The organism is Frankia nepalensis, assembly GCF_016786325.1.
Classification (GTDB): Bacteria; Actinomycetota; Actinomycetes; order Frankiales; family Frankiaceae; genus Pseudofrankia; species Pseudofrankia nepalensis.
This window is the reverse complement of the sequence record NZ_JADWYU010000145.1, coordinates 59,186-76,039: the sequence shown is the minus strand read 5'-3', so window position 1 is coordinate 76,039 and position 16,854 is coordinate 59,186. Positions and strand designations below refer to the sequence as shown.

Annotated in this window: 13 protein-coding genes; 9 read left to right on the top strand and 4 right to left on the bottom strand. The window is 72.8% G+C overall.

Annotated features, from left to right (window positions below; genetic code table 11):
- Positions 1-14 precede the first annotated feature (14 nt).
- Positions 15-557 (bottom strand): carboxymuconolactone decarboxylase family protein, encoded by a 543-nt coding sequence (locus tag I6A81_RS22655; RefSeq protein WP_203003134.1) that lies wholly within the window; start codon positions 555-557, stop codon positions 15-17.
- A 124-nt stretch (positions 558-681) separates the two neighbouring features.
- On the opposite strand from I6A81_RS22655, the gene I6A81_RS22650 reads away from it, so the two are divergent.
- Positions 682-1,515, top strand: coding sequence for a helix-turn-helix transcriptional regulator (locus tag I6A81_RS22650; RefSeq protein ID WP_203003135.1), 834 nt, complete (start codon positions 682-684; stop codon positions 1,513-1,515).
- A gap of 140 nt (positions 1,516-1,655) precedes the next feature.
- Here I6A81_RS22650 and I6A81_RS22645 read toward each other — a convergent pair whose 3' ends face one another.
- Positions 1,656-2,369, bottom strand: a complete 714-nt coding sequence (locus I6A81_RS22645) for a TetR family transcriptional regulator (RefSeq protein WP_203003136.1) — start codon at positions 2,367-2,369, stop codon at positions 1,656-1,658.
- A 198-nt stretch (positions 2,370-2,567) separates the two neighbouring features.
- On the opposite strand from I6A81_RS22645, the gene I6A81_RS22640 reads away from it, so the two are divergent.
- Entirely contained in the window at positions 2,568-3,767 is a 1,200-nt protein-coding gene (locus I6A81_RS22640) for a cytochrome P450 (protein WP_407661346.1), read from the top strand.
- 71 nt (positions 3,768-3,838) lie between these two features.
- On the opposite strand, the gene I6A81_RS22635 is transcribed toward I6A81_RS22640, so the two are convergent.
- Together I6A81_RS22635 and I6A81_RS22630 are read right to left on the bottom strand one after the other, a co-directional pair.
- Positions 3,839-7,897, bottom strand: a complete 4,059-nt coding sequence (locus I6A81_RS22635; protein ID WP_203003138.1) for an NB-ARC domain-containing protein — start codon at positions 7,895-7,897, stop codon at positions 3,839-3,841.
- 576 nt (positions 7,898-8,473) lie between these two features.
- Positions 8,474-9,121: a TetR/AcrR family transcriptional regulator gene (locus I6A81_RS22630; RefSeq protein ID WP_203003139.1), complete on the bottom strand. Its 648-nt coding sequence runs from the start codon at positions 9,119-9,121 to the stop codon at positions 8,474-8,476.
- A gap of 102 nt (positions 9,122-9,223) precedes the next feature.
- Here I6A81_RS22630 and I6A81_RS22625 point away from each other — a divergent pair, with 102 nt between their 5' ends.
- The 7 genes from I6A81_RS22625 to I6A81_RS22595 all read left to right on the top strand — a co-directional run bounded on the left by I6A81_RS22625 (position 9,224) and on the right by I6A81_RS22595 (position 16,706).
- Positions 9,224-10,246, top strand: coding sequence for a TIGR03617 family F420-dependent LLM class oxidoreductase (locus tag I6A81_RS22625; RefSeq protein WP_203003140.1), 1,023 nt, complete (start codon positions 9,224-9,226; stop codon positions 10,244-10,246).
- Positions 10,243-11,076, top strand: coding sequence for an enoyl-CoA hydratase-related protein (locus I6A81_RS22620; RefSeq protein ID WP_203003141.1), 834 nt, complete (start codon positions 10,243-10,245; stop codon positions 11,074-11,076). The genes I6A81_RS22625 and I6A81_RS22620 overlap by 4 nt, the downstream gene beginning before the upstream one ends.
- A gap of 66 nt (positions 11,077-11,142) precedes the next feature.
- Positions 11,143-12,321, top strand: coding sequence for an amidohydrolase family protein (locus I6A81_RS22615; protein ID WP_203003142.1), 1,179 nt, complete (start codon positions 11,143-11,145; stop codon positions 12,319-12,321).
- On the top strand, positions 12,318-13,253 hold the full coding sequence (locus I6A81_RS22610) for an enoyl-CoA hydratase-related protein (RefSeq protein WP_203003143.1): 936 nt from the start codon (positions 12,318-12,320) through the stop codon (positions 13,251-13,253). Before I6A81_RS22615 ends, I6A81_RS22610 begins: the two co-directional genes overlap by 4 nt.
- Entirely contained in the window at positions 13,250-14,113 is an 864-nt protein-coding gene (locus I6A81_RS22605; RefSeq protein ID WP_203003144.1) for an amidohydrolase family protein, read from the top strand. Before I6A81_RS22610 ends, I6A81_RS22605 begins: the two co-directional genes overlap by 4 nt.
- On the top strand, positions 14,110-15,132 hold the full coding sequence (locus I6A81_RS22600; RefSeq protein WP_203003145.1) for a TIGR03620 family F420-dependent LLM class oxidoreductase: 1,023 nt from the start codon (positions 14,110-14,112) through the stop codon (positions 15,130-15,132). Before I6A81_RS22605 ends, I6A81_RS22600 begins: the two co-directional genes overlap by 4 nt.
- A complete protein-coding gene (locus tag I6A81_RS22595; protein ID WP_203003146.1) occupies positions 15,129-16,706 on the top strand; it encodes a class I adenylate-forming enzyme family protein in 1,578 nt (525 codons plus the stop codon). The genes I6A81_RS22600 and I6A81_RS22595 overlap by 4 nt, the downstream gene beginning before the upstream one ends.
- Positions 16,707-16,854: the final 148 nt, after the last annotated feature.

Below are 16,854 nucleotides of genomic sequence, written 5' to 3'. Positions count from 1 at the left end.
GCCGGTAACCGCCGCTAGAGAGCTCGGGCGAGCAGGAAGCCGTCCAGTTCGACCCGGTCGGCGAGGTTGTCGACGAGGCCGACCAGGCTCGCGAGCGCGCATTCGAGGACGACGTCGAGGATCTGGGTGTCGTCGAGGCCGGCCGCCGCCGCGCGGTCGAGGACCGCGTCGTCGACCTTGCCGCGTCCGAGCGCGAGGGAACGGGCGAGCGCGTACACGGCGGCGGCGCGTGGCTGGGCTGGCTCCCGCCCGGCACGCATCGCGTCCACGTCCGAGGCGCCGACGCCGAGTTGGTCCAGCATCGTCGAGTGGAAGGCGACGCCGTAGGCGTTGTCGACGGCGACGCCGACGGCGAGGCCGGCCACCTCGCGTTCCTGCCGGGGGAGCCGGGCTGTCCCGAGGGCGCGGCGCAGCCCGTCGAACCCGGCGAGCAGCGCCGGGGAGGTGGCCATCGCGGCGGCCAGGTTGGGGACGACGCCGAGGTCGTCGGCGATGCCGCGCAGCAGCGCCGCGGCCTCGGCCGGGGCGGATTCGGCGGTGTGGACGGTGAGCTTCATCGTGGCCTCTTCTCGATGCCGCCGACGGTCGGCGGCCGCCCGCAGCCTGCCCGGACCGCGGGAGGCGGCGCGATTCCCTGGCAGGGAAGGGATGCGAAGCCGGCGACCGGATAGCGTCCTGGCCATGGTGATGGTGGGCTCCGCGTCGTCGCCTGGTTCGGCGCTCGGCGACCAGCTGCGGCACTGGCGGCGCCTTCGCCGGCTCAGCCAGCTCGACCTGGCGTCCGCGGCCGGGAGCACTCCGCGCTATGTGAGCTTCGTCGAGAGCGGGCGGGCCCGGCCCAGCCGCCAGATGATCGAGCGGCTGGCCCGCACGCTCGACGTTCCGCTGCGCGACCGCAACGTGCTGCTGCTGGCGGGTGGCTACGCGCCGTCGTACGCCGGCGAGCCGCTCGACAGCCCGCAGCTGCGCCAGGTGAGCGCGGCACTGACGGCGATGCTCGAGCAGCATGATCCGCTGCCCGCCGTGGTGCTGAACCGAAGCTGGGACGTGCTGCGGGCCAACCAGGGTGCTCAGTTGTTGTTCGGGCGGTTGTGCGCGCCCGAACCGATGCCCGAGCCGGCCAACGTGCTCGAGATGGTCATCGGGCCTGGGCCGGTCCGGCGGGCGGTCCGGAACTGGGACAGCGTCGTCCCGCATCTTCTGGAACGGGCGCGTCGCGAGGCTGTGGGCGGCGTTCTGGACGACCGGACCGCTGAGCTGGTGCGCGGGCTGCGCGCCAGGTCCGACGTCGCCGCGCTGCTCGCCGCCCCGGGCGCGGGGCTGGAGGCCGCGCCGGTGGTCGACGTGCGGTTCGAGGTGGACGGCGTACCGCTCAACCTGTTCTCCGTGGTGTCCACGATCGGCACGCCGATCGACGTCACGGCGCAGGAGCTTCGGTTGGAGTCGTTCTTCCCCAGCGACGACGCCACCCGCGAGAACTGGTCACGTCTGCGCGCCGCCTGCTGCCAGGTCTGACCGCGAGGGCCGCGCCGCCTGTCGGCGCGATCCTCGCCGCTGGATCTTGCCTGGTGGTTCGTGGCGGATTCCTTGCGAGCGGCGCGCCCGTCGGCGACGTGAACCTTTTCGCGACTGGCGGGACCGCGGTCCTGGTCGGACTACTGTTCGGGGTGCTGGCCGGCCCTGACGGCGTCCTCGACGAGGGCTATCGCCCAGCTGAGCGCGGCGATCGCGCGATCGGCCGGCAGGTTCCAGTCCATCACCGCGCGCTCGTAGGAAACGACGCTTCCCAACACGTCGAACACCGCCGCGACCATGGCGCGGGCCTCGTCGGGCCAGCCGTCGGTTTCGGGGCCGAGCGCCGCCATGAGCGCGGCGCGCTGTCGTTCGTTGGCGGCGGCGACCGTCGGATCTCGTTCCATTCGTTCCTGGAGGGGGAACGAGGCGACGTAGCCGAAGCGGCGCTCGGCCTTCTTCCGGATGCCGCTGAGAGTCAGGTCCTCGACGTTGACACCCGATTCGCTTTCCAGCTTCGCCATGACCGCCTCGCGCAGGTCACGTTCTGTGGCAAAGTGGCGGTACACCGTGCGCTCGGAGACCCCCGCCCGCTCCGCCGCCGCCCGTACCGTCAGGGCCCGCCAGTTCCAGATCGGCATACCGTGCAGGATCTCGGCACCCGAGGCCACGATGCGGGCGCGCGTCGCGGCGGCCCGCTCACGTCGCAGCGGGCTGTCATAGCGCGGCCGGATGGCGCCTGGTTCGCTCAGCGTCGCCTCCAGTTCGGGGACCTGCGAATATCGGCCATTCGGCAAGGCTACGGCAGGTCGGGGGAGACCCGCGCGCGCCAGGTGGTCGGAACGCGCCGTCGACATGGTGGCCAGAGTCGCCGACGTGGTGGCCAGAGCCGCCGCACAGCACGCTCCGGCGCTCCGCGCGACGACGTCCGGTCCATGGTCACGGCCCCGGCGGAGCCGCGGACCCGGGGCCCCGCATCTCTTGCGACTGCCGGAGGCGCACGCTATCAATGTTCACGTCATAGCTTATGACGCGAACCTCGCGGAAGGGTGCGCATGATGGCTACTGATCGTGACCAGGTGTACTGGGACCCCTGGGACGTCGACATCTACGCCGACCCCTACCCGACGTTTCGCCGACTTCGCGACGAGGCGCCGCTCTACTACAACGAGCGCCACGACTTCTTCGCCGTCAGCCGCTACGACGACGTCGAGCGCGGCCTGCACGACAAGGAGACGTTCACCTCGGGGCGAGGCGCCATATTAGAGCTGATCAAGGCCAATGTTCAGCTGCCGCCAGGGACACTGATCTTCGAGGACCCGCCTCGCCACACGGTCTACCGCAATCTTCTCTCGCGGGTGTTCACCCCGCGGAGGATGAACGCGCTCGAGCCCCAGGTGCGGGAATACTGCGCCGCCTCCCTGGACCCGTTGACAGGGGCGGACCGCTTCGACTTCATCGCCGACCTCGGTGCGCAGATGCCGGTGCGGGTCATCGGCATGCTGCTGGGCATCCCGCTTCAGGACCAGGACGCGGTCCGCGAGACCGCGGACGCGAACCTTCGCACCAAGCCCGGCGCGAAGATGAGCTTCGGCGGGCGCCTGGACATCGGCGCGGACATGTTCGCGGAGTACATCGACTGGCGCGCGAAGCATCCGTCGGACGATCTCATGACCGACCTGCTCAACGCCGAGTTCGTGGATGAGTCGGGGGTGTCGCGGCGGCTGAGCCGCGAGGAGGTCCTGACCTACGTCGCGGTCATCGCGGGCGCGGGGAGCGAGACCACCACGCGGCTGATCGGGTGGGCGGGCAAGCTCCTCGCCGATCATCCCGACCAGCGCGCCGACCTGGTTCGAGACCGTTCGCTCATTCCCCGGGCGATCGAGGAGATCCTGCGCTTCGAGCCGCCAGCCAGCAACGTGGCCCGCTACGTGGCTCGGGACACCGAGTTCCACGGCACTCCCGTGCCCGAAGGGGCCGCGATCAGCCTTCTGGTGGGTTCGGCCAACCGGGACGAACGCCATCGTCCCGACGGCGACAGCTTCAACATTCACCGGGCCGCAGGACCGTCGCTGTCGTTCGGCCACGGAGCCCACTTCTGCCTGGGCGCCTCGCTCGCCCGCGTCGAGGGCCGGGTCGCGCTCGAGGAGATCCTGCGGCGTTTTCCCGAATGGGACATCGACACCGAGAACGCCAAGCTCGCGTCAACCGCCACCGTCCGCGGCTGGGAGACCCTGCCCGCCTTCATCCGATAGCGTGCCCATCCGATAAGGGCGCCGGGCCGCCGCGCAGACCGATGTCATGATCCGCCGTCGGCGGCTTGCCGCTAGGGCCACCAGCGCCGCGCGCGGAGCAGCGCGGAGACGACCGCTGTTCGCGTTTCGGCGCGGTCGGTGCCGAGTACCGCCGGCAGGACGAGGACGACCGTCGACCTGCCGGACTGGGCGGCCAGCTCGAGTGCCTGCGCGACCGCCGTCCCACGCTGGTCGGCCGGGAGATACGGCGCGAGCACGGCCAATGCCCGCGACTGTTCGTCCGCCTCCTCGCGGGCGGCGGCTTCCAGCGTTTCGGTGAGGGCCGGCTGGAGCTGGAGGGCCGGAAGGTGCGGCGCCAGCGTGGCCAGGGCGCGTGCCCGGGAAGCCGGCCACCTGACGGCGGCCACGGCCTCCAACTGCTCGGTGAGGACTGAGACGCGCCGATCGGCGGGCAGCCGCGCCGCCAGGACGGCCACTGCTCGTGCGCGGGCGAGCGGATCTTTGATCGCGGTGGCCACCCGCAACGCCTCCTCGATCAGACCGGCCGGGAGCTGCGGCGCGAGACGCTCGATCATGTCGGCCCGTTCGGTCGACCAGTCGGTCGCCGTGATGGGGTTGTCCAGTGACCGGGCGGCCAGCCAGGAGGGGAACGCGGCGAGGGCTTTCAGCGCCCGCGCGAGAAGCGATCGACGCCGCGCGGTGGGCAGCGACGGCGCGAGACTGGTCAGGGCCTCGGCCTGGCTGAACGGCATGAGGGCGCGGACGGCGTTCAGCGTCCCGGCGACGATCCGTGCGCGCCGCGCGGCGGGCAGGTACGGCGCCAGCCCGGCCATCGCCCGCACCTGATCCTGTCGTTCCCAGATGTCGGTGGCCAGGGTCCAGGCGGTTTCGAGCAGGTCGGCGGGCAGGTGGGGCGCCAACGCCCGCAACGTCGACGCCTGGTCCTCCGACTGGCAGGCGCTGGCGGCGGTCAGGGCCTGAGCGAGGGCCGTCCGACGCTGTCCGGCGGGCAGCAGTGGCGCCAGCGCGGTCAGCGCGCGTGCCTGGTAGTCCGGTCTCTCGACCGCGGCGGCGGCTGTCAGCGCCTCGGCGAGGACCGGCGCGCGCTCGTCGGCGGGCAGTTCGGTCGCCAGCCGGGTCAGCGCGCGCGCTGTGTCTTCTGGCTGGTCGATCGTGGTGGCCGCGAGGAGTGCCTGGCCGAGCAGGTCGGCGGGCAGACAGGGCGCCAGTCGGGCCACCAGCTGCCCCGAGAGGTGCGGTTCCCTGATCGTGGTCGCCGCGGTGAGCGCCTGGCCGAGCAGGTCGGCGGGCAGTTGTGGCGCCAGCCGGGCCACCGCGTCCGCTCTGTCGCCTAGGTAGTGGAGGGTGATCGCGGCTTCCAGCGCCTCGGCGAGGACCGGCCGGCGCCGATCGGCCGGTACCCGCGGCGCCAGCGCGGCCAGGATCTTCGCCACATCCGTCGGATCGACGGTTCTGGCGACCACGAGCGCGCGGTCGAGCAGGTCGGTGGGTAGCAGCGGCGCCAGTGCCGCCAGGACGGCGGCTCGGGTCGGCTTGTACCCGATGGCGGCGGCCGCGGCCAGCGCGTCGGTGAGGACGGGTCGACGCTGGTTGGTCGGCAGGTGTGGTGCCAGTCCGGCCAACGCCTCCGCCCGGTGATCGGGTTGAACGAGAGCATCGGCGGTCGTGAGTGCCCGAGCGAGGACGGACCGGCGCTCGTCAGGCGACAACCGTGCCGTCAGCACGATCAACACGTCTGTCCGCCCGGAGCCGCGTAACAGGGCGGTGGCCGTGACCAGCGCCTTGCCGAGCTGGTCGTCGGCCAGCAGCGGCGCCAGACGAAGCCACGCTGCCCCCGTCACGAGGGAGCCCTCGGCGATGAGGGCGTCGAGCGCCTGGGCAATGAGCTGCTGCCGCTGGCCGGCTGGCAGGTAGGGCACCAGTCCGGCCCATGCCTCCGCCCGGGCCGGCGAGTAGGTGATGGCGGTCGCGGCGTCGAGCGCCTGACCAAGCAGGTCGGGGGGCAGCATGGGCGCCAGCGTGGCCAGGATCGCTGCCTGATCGGAGAGCGCGCCGACGGCGGCGGCCGCTTCCAGCGCCTGGGTGAGCACCCGCGCGCGTCCCTCGGCGGGCAGGAGCGGCGCCAACGCCACGAACGCCCGCGCCCTGTCCGCGCTCGACTCGATGTCGGTCGCGGCCGCCAGCGCCGCAGTGACGGCGTCCTCCCGCCAGGTGTCAGGAAATTGGGACGCCAGCACGATCAACGCTCGCACGCGCGCGTCGGGCCGGTCGATGCTGGTGGCCGCGGTGAACGCCTGGGCGTGGGCAAGGTGACGCAGGTCTACGGGCAGGTGGTCCGCCAGCGCGGTCAGCGCCGCCGCGCGGCCATGGGGCTCGGAAGTCGCCTGGGCGTAGGCGAGCGCCCGGATCGGCGCCCACAGTCCCGTCTCGACGAGGCGGACGAGCAGCGTGGCCGGAATGTTGTCCGCGAGGCTGGTGACGGAGCCAAGGATGAGGGCGTAGGTGGCTTGGCGAGCGAGAGCCGCGGGGTCGCCGCCGGCTTGGCGGGTGCGCGCGTCGGCCCAGGCGGCGCGGACCGCGACCAGGTAGTCGCCGGTGCGGCCGAGGTCTTCGTGGGCGCCGTACCAGGTGCTCTCGGCCCGGCCGGCCGGCCCTCGTCGTTCGGCGGCGAGGACCGCGTCGATGGTGTCCGGGTCGCCCGCGGCGAGCAGGTGAGCGACGAGGGCGGCCAGGCCGTACCGGTCGGCGTCGTCATACGGGTCACGCAGGCCCGGCAGGTCGGGCAGGCCGCCCCAACGCTCGACCAGCGCGCTGGCCAGCAGCCGGTGAAGGCCCGCGACCGGCCGATCGAGGGTGGCGCGGATGTAGTCGAACAGCAGGTCGTGCAGGGTCACCGTGGCCGTCGCCGGCTGTGCTCGGACCAGGGAGCGCCGCGCCAGCAGGTTGAGGAGGTCCTCCGCGTCGAGCGGGTCGAGACCGGCGGTCCGTTGCCACAGCAGGATCACGGCGGCGAGCGGGACCGGGCCGCGGTGCTGGAAGACGGCCAGCTCACGGAAACGGTCGGCTTCGGCGGCGGGGAGCGCCAGGACGGAGGCGTCGAGCGCGGCGAGCAGGTTCGGATGTGGGTAGCCGGCGAACCGCGCGGCGAGCTTGTCCAGGTCGGTGCGGCGCAGCCGCTGCGCGGCACTGTCCCAGCGGATTCCCAGGCGGACCATCGAGCCGACCAGCGCGAGCGCCAGGACCAGTCCGCCGCAGCGCTGGACGATCTCGCCGGTGACGGGTGGAAGCTCTTCGGGGCCGCAACCGGCGTGGGCGGCCAGGACCCGGCGGGAGACGTCCTCGTCGGCCATCGCCAGCTCATGTCCGCCGGCGTCGGCATACCAGGTCTGCCGGCTCCGGGACGTGACCAGGACCCGCACCCCGGCTGGCGGCTGGAAGGCCTCGACGACGGCGATGTCCCAGACGTCGTCGAGGACGATCAGACAGCGGGCGCCGGCCAGCAGCGTCCGCAGCCGGCGCGCCCCGTCCGTGACGTCGCCGATGCGGGCCAGGTCGCCGAAGGCGGCCAGCACATGGCCGAGAAGGCCGATGAGGTCCGGGGTGGGTCCGACCTGCGCCCACACGATCCCGTCCGGGAACATGGCCCGCACCGCGAGGTCGTGCACGAGAGCGGTCGCCACGGTCGACTTGCCGGCGCCTCCCATCGCCCACACGCCGACCACCTGGCCGGCCACCGGGTCGGCCAGCAGCGCGCGCAGCGCGGCGAGATCGGCGTCGCGGGCCACATGCCGGGGCGGTAGAGACGGCAGCAGCTCCCACGCCGGCTGCATCCGGCTCCGCGGTGGTCCACCACCGGCCCTGCCGGTGAACACCCTGTTGCCCGGGAACAACCGCGCCGCCTCGGCGAACAACGCCTCCCGAAGACCCGGCCGGATGCCGTGGGCGATCAGTAGGGAGACGTCGGTCCAGAACGCGTAGGCGTCGGGCGCCTGCCAGGACGGATGCCGGCCCGCGCCGAGCCCGGCCGCCACCAGCAGCCGCCGCGCCGCCCCCGGATCCGCGAACACGTCCGCGAACTCCGCGATCTCCGCCGGCGAGAGGACGTCCATCGACCGCCCGCCCCCTGTTTCCGCCGCCTGTCGCTCGTGGTGCGCCGGCTGACCGGTCCCAGACCAGACTATGGCCGATCACCGGCTCCGCATGCTCGTCGTCCATTGCTCCTCTGGTTCGACGATCCGAACGCGATACCGACCAGCGCCCCTCACACGCTGCGCAACGCTGACGGCAGCCCGATAGACGGCATCGTGATTGACCTGGAGACCAGGGCGCTGCGCACCGCGGTCGGCTGGCAGGTCAGCCGCGAGAGCTACTGCCAGACGATCCGGAACCTGAACGTGACCGGTATCGACTGCCACGCCGGCTGATGGACATGGCCGGGCCGGTCCCCGGGGACGCCTGTCGCGGTCGGCGTCGCCGAACTCCGCGACCGTGCTGGGACCGGCCATGGCCCAGACACCACCGGCACCCGGCGGGCGGGTTCCGGAACAGGGACGCCCCGAGCGCGACGGCGACACCGCGGGCATCGGCCAGGACGTGTGGCCGGCGTCGGCGGGCGGGATCGGGCGGCAGCTCGTCGTGCCAGCGCAGCTCGTTGGGCCCGACGGGTTGGAAGTCGTGCCGGCCGCTCACTTCGGCGCCGCGCTGTCGCGGGCCGTCGACACGCAGAACCGCAGAAGGCGGTCCGCCTCGTCGGGCGTGGGACGGGTGCCGGCCTTGAGATGTCCGCTGACCCTGCCGTAGACGGCGTGGGTGACGAGTTCGGCGTCGAGTTCGGGCGTGGCGCTGCCGAGCAGCGTGAACGGCTCGTGGAGAAGCTCGGCGAGCGGCCGTTTCGCGCTGTGGTCACCGGTCGGGATGGCGGTGTTGAAGTTGCTGCTGTTCGACAGGATGGCCGAGGTCGACGCGGCCTGGGTCTCGTCGGCCTGGGAGAGCGCACCGTCGAGCCAGCAGCGGATCTTGCCCTCGGCCGCGGGCTCCTTGGCCATCCGGCGGGCGAGGACGGCGGCGACCCGTTCGACACCGTCCTCGATCAGCGCGGCGACCAGCGCGTCCTTCGACGGGAAGTGCCGGTAGAACGCGTCGTTGGACAGGCCCGCCACGGCGACGATGTCCGCGACCCGTGCCTTCGCCGCCGTGCCGCTGGCGTCGATGACCTTGCGGGCCGCCTCGATCAGCTCGGTCACCTCGTGGACGTAGTCGGGCCGCCGCCGCCCGGCCGTCTGGGCCGCGATGCGGGTGGCCACGCGGCTCGGGGTACCGATTGCGCTCTCCATACCCAGAATCGTAGGGTGCTGTCCAGAATGATGTAGGAACTACAGAATGATGTTGAAATAACCGGAACAGTGTTCGAGACCGCGAACGACGGAGGAGCCTGGGTGAAGATCGATGGCGGGTTGCTCCACTCGCTCGGCGACCGGGACTCGGCGGCCCGCGGCGCGCGGCTGGCCGCCTCGGTGGGTTACGACCGGCTGTTCGCCGCGGAGGCGGCGCACGACCCGTTCCTGCCGCTCGCGCTGGCCGCCGGCGCGGCAGACATCGACCTCGGGACCAACGTCGCGATCGCCTTCGCCCGCAACCCGATGACGACCGCGGCGGTCGCCAACGACCTGCAGGTGCTGACCGGTGGCCGGTTCGTGCTCGGGCTGGGCTCGCAGGTGAAGGCGCACATCACCCGCCGGTTCTCGATGCCGTGGTCGCATCCGGCGGCGCGGATGCGGGAGTTCGTGCTCGCGCTGCGGGCGATCTGGGACAGCTGGCAGCCCGGCGGCCGGCTGCGGTTCGAGGGCACCTACTACCAGCACACGCTGTCGAACCCGCTGTTCCAGCCAGGGCCGAACCCGTTCGGGCCGCCGAGGGTGTTCCTGGCGGCGGTCGGTCCCCGGATGACCGAGGTCGCCGGCGAGGTGGCCGACGGGCTGATGTGCCACGGGTTCACCAGCGCCTCCTACCTGGCCGAGGTGACCTTGCCGGCGCTGCGCCGCGGCCTGGCGAAAGCCGGCCGCGCGGACGGCACGGTGGAGGTGTGCCTGCCGGTGTTCCTCGCGACGGCCCCGCCGGGCGGCGATCTGGAGCCCGAGATCGACCGGGTGCGCCGGCAGATCGCGTTCTACGCGTCGACGCCCGCCTACCGAGCCGTCCTCGACCATCACGGCTGGGGCGAGCTGCACGGCGAGCTGCACCGGCTGTCGGTGGACCAGCGCTGGGCGGAGATGGCCGGGCTCGTCGACGACGACATCCTGCGCACGCTCGCCGTCGTGGCCGACGCCGACGACCTGGCGGACGTCGTGCGGGACCGGTTCGGCGGGCTCGTGACCGGCCTGCGCCTCAACGTGCCCTACCCGGACGCCCCCGAGGTCTGGGCGCCGGTGGTCGCCAAGATCAAGGAGCCTGTCTCGTGAGCCTGACCTGCTTCGACGTCACCTACGCGGACGGCGTCGCGTACCTGCGGCTCAACCGCCCCGAGCAGAAGAACACGCTGATCCCGTCGTTCTGGGCCGAGCTGCGGACGCTGGTGACCGACATCGACCGCGAGGCCCGCGCCCGGGTGATCGTCCTCTCCTCGACCGGGCGGCACTTCTGCGCCGGGCTCGACCTCGGCGTGTTCGACGGCGGGATGTTCCGGACGAGCGGCGGCGGCGACGAGCCCGGCCGCAAGCGGGCGGTGCTCTACCAGGGCATCCGCTCGCTGCAGGAGACGTTCACCGCCCTGGAACGCGCCCGCGTTCCGGTGATCGCGGCGATCCAGGGCGGCTGTGTCGGCGCCGGGCTCGGCATGGTCGCCGCCTGCGACCTGCGCTACGCCACCCGGGACGCGTTCTTCCTCGTCCAGGAGACGAACATCGGCATCACCGCCGAGGTCGGCCAGTTGCAGCGGCTGCCGAAGGTGATGCCCGAGGGCATCGCCCGCGAGATGGCCTACCGCGGGATGCGGCTGCCGGCCGCCCGGGCCGAGGCGGTCGGCTTCGTCAACGCCGTGTTCGACGACCATGACGCTCTGCTGGCCGGTGTCTCGGACATCGCGCGCGAGATCGCGGCGAAGAGCCCGCTGGCGGTCTGGGGTGCCAAGCACTCGATCAACCACGCCCGCGACCACGCCGTCGACGACGGTCTCGACCTCGTCGCGCTGTGGCAGGCCGGGATGTACCACCCCGACGACTGCCTGGAAAGCCTGCAGGCCCAGCGGGAGCGGCGCGCCCCGGTCTTCGAGGACCTCCGGCCGACCCCCTGAGCCGGTCGTCGGACGGCCAGGACCGCGGTCGCCGGACCGCCAAGACCGCGACGGAAGGAAGCTGACGTGCCTGACCAGCGCCCCATCGACGCCGACAACCACTACTACGAGCCGCTGGACGCGTTCACCCGCCACCTCGACCCGGCGTTCGCCCAGCGCGGCGTGCAGGTCCTGCAGAAGGGCAAGCGCGCCGTCGTGGTGATCGGCGGCCGGGTCAACACCTTCATCCCCAACCCCACCTTCAACCCGGTCACCAAGCCCGGCTGCCTCGACCTGTACTTCCGCGGGGTCATGCCCGCGGGCGTGAGCCGGCAGACCCTGCTGGAGGTCGAACCGCTGGCGCCGGAGTACCGCGACCGCGACCTGCGGATCGCCCGGCTCGACGAGCAGGGCCTGGCCGGAGCGGTGCTCTACCCGACGATGGGCGTCGGGGTGGAGGAGGCGCTGCGCGACGACGTCGGGGCCACCATGGCCAGCCTGCACGCGTTCAACCGGTGGCTGGAGGACGACTGGGGCTACTCCTACCAGGACCGGCTGTTCGCCGTGCCGCTGATCTCCCTGGCCGATCCGGAGGCGGCGGTCGCCGAGGTGGAGCGGGTGCTCGGCCTCGGCGCGCGCCTCGTCCACGTCCGCCCGGCGCCGGTGCCGGCGCCCGGGACGGGGGCGAGCGGGCGGTCGCTGGGCCACCCCGCCCACGACCCGGTGTGGGCGCGCCTCGCGGAGGCGGACGTGCCGGTGGCGTTCCACCTGGGGGACAGCGGCTACCACAAGATGTCCGCGATGTGGGGCGGCTCGGCGACCCTGGAGGCGTTCGGGAAGACGAACGTGCTGGCCAAGATCGTCGTCGGGGATCGGGCCATCCAGGACACCATGGCCAGCCTCGTGGTCGACGGCGTGTTCGCCCGCCATCCGAACCTGCGGGCGGTGAGCATCGAGAACGGCGCCGCCTGGGTGAAGCCCCTGCTACGGCTGCTGAAGAAATACGCCAACCAGTCCCCGGAGAGCTTCTCCGGCGACCCGGTCGAGGCGTTTCGCCAGCACGTGTGGGTGGCGCCCTACTACGAGGACGACCTCGCCGAGCTGGTCGAGCTCATCGGCGCCGACCACGTCCTGTTCGGGTCGGACTGGCCGCACGCCGAGGGCCTGGCCGAACCGCTCCAGTTCGAGAAGGAGATCGCCTCGCTCGACGCCGCCACCAGGGCTCGGATCATGCGGGACAACTCCGCCGCGCTCCTCGGCCTGTGACCGCGGGGCAGGCGGCGCCGGGGCCCGCCGCGACGGTTCCCGCGGCAGCCGCCACGCCGGGCGGGTCGCCGTGGGCCGAGGACGGCACCGTCGAGGTGGAGATCGCGGGCCAGGTCGCCACGGTCACCCTGACCCGGCCGCCAGGCAACGCCTGGACTCCCCGGCTGGGCCAGCGGTTCTTCGCCGCGCTCGACCGGCTGGCCCTCGACCCCGGGGTGCGCGCCCTGGTGGTGACCGGCGCCGGCCCGGACTTCTGCGTCGGCGCCGACGGCGGCAGCCTCGACAACGTCGCGGACGCCGGCTCCTACGAGATCGACGCGGCCCGGCCGGCGTACTGGGCGGCGATGACGATCGCCAAACCCGTCGTGGCGGCGGTCAACGGGGCCTGCTTCGGCGTGGGGATGCAGCTGGCGCTGTTCTGCGACGTGCGGTTCGCCGGCTCGTCGGCGAAGTTCGCCACCGCCTTCGTCCGCCGCGGCCTGATCGCCGAGCTGGGCATGACCTGGCTGCTGCCCCGCATCGTCGGGCTCGGCGTCGCCAACGACCTGCTGCTGTCCGGACGCCTGGTCCGCGCCGCCGAGGCCGAACGCCTCGGCCTGGCCAACAGGGTCGTCGACGACGGCGAACTGCTGGCCGCGGCGTGGGACTACGCGACGGGACTGGCGACCCGCTGCTCGCCGGCCGCGATGGGCGTCGTCAAACGCCAGACCTACACGGACCTGACCTCCACGCTGCCCGCCGCGGTCGCCCGTGCCGACGCCTACCTGGAGGCGGCGCTGGCGTCGGCGGACTTCACCGAGGGCGTCCGCAGCTGGCGCCAGCGCCGCCCGCCCGCCTTCGCCGGGCTCGACCCAGCGCACGCCCGGTTCACCCTCCCCGGCTCCAGCGAGACGCCCGCCGACGAGACGAGACAGGGGGAGCGGCCAGCATGACCCGACCGCGCGACGTCAAGGTGATCGACACCCTGATGGGCTTCCGGTCCACCAGCAACATCCCGCGCATCGCCGGGCTGCGTGATCGCGGGCGGGCGGACAACACCATCGGCTACATGTTCAAGGACATGCCGGCCAACCGGCCGGGCGACGTCTCCGACGAGCAGGCGATCGACGAGACGCTCGCGAAGATGGACACCCACGGCATCGAGCTGGCGCTGGTCAACCTCACCAGCGAGACCGCGAGGACCGCGCTGCGCAAGCACCCGGCGCGCTTCGCCGCCTCCCTCGGCGTCGACCCGAACGACGTCATGGGAGCGGTCCGCGCGATCCGCCAGGCGGTGGACGAGTACGGCCTGCGGGCCGTGACGCTGTTCCCGTCGGGGGTGTCACCGCGGGTGCCGATCGACGACCGCCGCGCCTACCCGATCTACGCGACCTGCGTCGAACTCGGCCTGCCCGTGTTCGTGGCCGTCGGCGTACCCGGACCGCGTGTCCCGATGGCCGCGCAGCGCGTCGAGCTCGTCGACCAGGTCTGCTACGACTTCCCCGAGTTGCGGTTCGTGATGCGCCACGGTGCCGAACCGTGGGTGAATCTAGCCGTGAAGCTGATGCTGAAATGGCCGAACCTCTACTACTCCACGACGGCGTTCGCGCCGAAGCACTACCCAAAGGCGATCATCGACTACGCGAACACCCGCGGCGCCGACAAGATCATCTACGGCGGCTACTACCCGTTCGGCATCGAGCTGGAGCGGACCTTCACCGAACTCGACACGGTGCCGTTCAAGGCCGACGTCTGGCCGAAGTTCCTGCGCCACAACGCGGCGACGGTCCTCGACCTCACCCCGGCACGATGACGCCCGCCGAAAGCCCGAAGCGGCAGGCCACGCCGGCGAGCGCCCCCCGGTCCGGGCTGCCCACGGGCGTCGGGCTGTGGGGAGGATTCCTCGACCGCCTGCCCAGCGCCGAGGCGGCCGCCGCCGTTCGCGACCTCGAACAGGCCGGCGTCGGGACGGTCTGGCTGCAGGAGTACAGCGGTGTCGACCCGTTCGTCCGCGCCGCCCTCTACCTGACGGCCACCCAGACGCTCACCGTGGCACTCGGCGTCGCGACCATCCACGCCCGCGACCCGGAGGCCATGGTCGCGGTCGCGTCGACCCTGCACGAGGCGTTCCCCGGACGGTTCGTCCTCGGCCTCGGCGCGAGTCACCGGCATCTCGCCGAGACCCGCGGCGGCGCCTACTCCCGGCCCCTGACCGCCCTGCGCGACTACGTGGGCGCGATGAACGCGGCCGTCGGCGGGCGCACCCTGCCGCCGCTGTTCCTCGGCGCGCTCGGACCTCGGATGATCGAACTCGCCGCCACCGCCACCGGTGGCCTGCACACCTACTTCTGCCCGGTCACCCACACCGCGGGCGCGCGCGCGGCCGTCGGCGACAGCCCGTGGATCGCGCCCTCCCAGATGGTCGCGGTCGGCGGCGAAGATCCCCGGACCAGCGCGAAGCTCCGGGACTACCTCGGGCTCTGCCTCGGCATGCCCAACTACCAGCAGAGCCTCCGCCGGTGCGGATTCGACGACGCCGACCTCGCCACGGTCAGCGACGCCCTCATCGACGCCCTCGTGGTCCAGGACACCCCGACCGCCCTGCGAGCCCGCGTGGAAGCGCAGTACGCCGCCGGCGCCAACCACGTCGCCGTGCAGTTCGTCCCGCCGCCTTCGCCGGCGCGCGTCCTCGAACGGATCTCGGCCGGGCTCCTCACCGACGGGGCCACCGCGCCAGGACCGCCGGCCGTCGTGCCCCCGGACGGCACCGCACCCCTGGACGGCACCGACCGCGCGGCCCCGGCGCCCTCGCCGCCCCCGGAGACCTCATGACCGGTACACGCCCCGCCGCCGTCGCGGCGCGGACCGGCGATCCGCTGCCGGACCGCGCCGTCGGTGAGCAGTTACGCGCCCAGGCCGCCGCGCGTGCCGACCGGCCGGCGCTGGCCTGGGCGGCCGGCGACGACCCCGAAGCCCCGCGGTCGCTCACCTACCGGGAACTGCTGCGGGCCGCCGAGGTGGCCGCGGCTGGCATCGCCCGCCGCGCCAGACCGGGAGCCCGGGTCGCGGTGTGGGCGGCGAACGGCCCGGAGTGGGTGATCGTCGAGCACGCCTGCGCGCTCGCGGGAACCGTGCTCGTCCCCCTCAACACGGCCTGGACGGACGACGAGGTCGCGCATGCTCTCGCCCTGACATCCCCGAGCCTGCTGTTCGTCGGCTTCGACAATCGCGGCGTCGACCTGCGCGCACGCGCGGCCGGCCTCGCCGGCCCCTCCCGCGGCTGCGACGTCGTCGACCTCGCCACCGTCGCGACCCGTCCGCCGCCGGTCTCCTTCGACCCGCCGGACGTCCGGCCCCACGACCCGTTCCTGATCCAGTTCACCTCGGGAACCACCGGCCGGGCGAAGGGCGCCACCCTCAGCCACCGCGCCGCCCTGAGCGCCGGCCATCTCCGGGCGCTCACCGTCCACGCCGACGAGCGCGACGTCTGGCTCAACCCCGTTCCGCTCCATCACGTCGGCGGGTCGGTGGTGATGCTGCTCGCCGCGCTCGCCTCCGGCGGCTGCTACGTCGCGATGTCGCGCTTCCATCCGGCCACGCAGGTCGCCCTGATGCGGGCGACCGGTGCCACCCGCACCGGCGGCGTACCGACGATGTTCTACGCGCTGCTCGACACTCCTGGCTTCGACAGGGCGCTCGCCGCCGTCCGGTCGGTAGGGCTCGGCGGAACCAGTGTGCCTCCCTCGCTCGTCGAACGGCTCCAGGCCCACGGCGCCACCGTCTCCGTCGCCTACGCCCAGTCGGAATGCCCGATGATCACACAGTCCGACCCGGCTGGCGACGCCCTGCACGTCGCGACCACGGTCGGCGTCACCGTGCCGCACACCGACCTGCGCATCGTCGACCCCGACGGCCACGTCGTCGGCCGCGGGGAGGTCGGCGAGGTCTGCGTCCGCTCACCCCTGACGATGATCGGCTACTGGGACATGCCCGACGCCACCGACCAGGTTCTCGACGTCGACGGCTTCCTGCACACCGGCGACCTCGGCTCCCTCGACGACCAGGGTGTGCTCCGCATCCACGGCCGCGCCCGCGAGGTCATCATCCGCGGCGGCGAGAACGTCTACCCCATCGAGGTCGAGGACTTCCTGCTGCGCCACCCCGCGGTCGACGCCGTCGCCGTTCTGGCCGCGCCGAGCGAACGCTGGGGCGAGGACGTGGCCGCGGTCGTCAGGCTCTCCGCGCCCGGGGCGGCGACCGCGGGCGACCTGACCGCGTTCGCGGCGACGGGTCTCGCCCACTTCAAGGTCCCGCGCCACTGGCGGTTCGTCGAGACCTTCCCACTGACCGCATCGGGCAAGATCCGGAAGACGGAGCTCCTGTCCCTGTTCTCGCCCCACGACTGACAGCCGCGCTCGCCAACCACAGCGGGCCGCCACTGGTCGTGTTGAAGTTGCGCCCGGGGACCGTTTCAAGATGGGAACACTCCCTCGGTCCTCGGTCCTCGGTCCTCGGTCCTCGGTCCTCGGTCCTCGGCCCGCGGCGTCCGGCGGC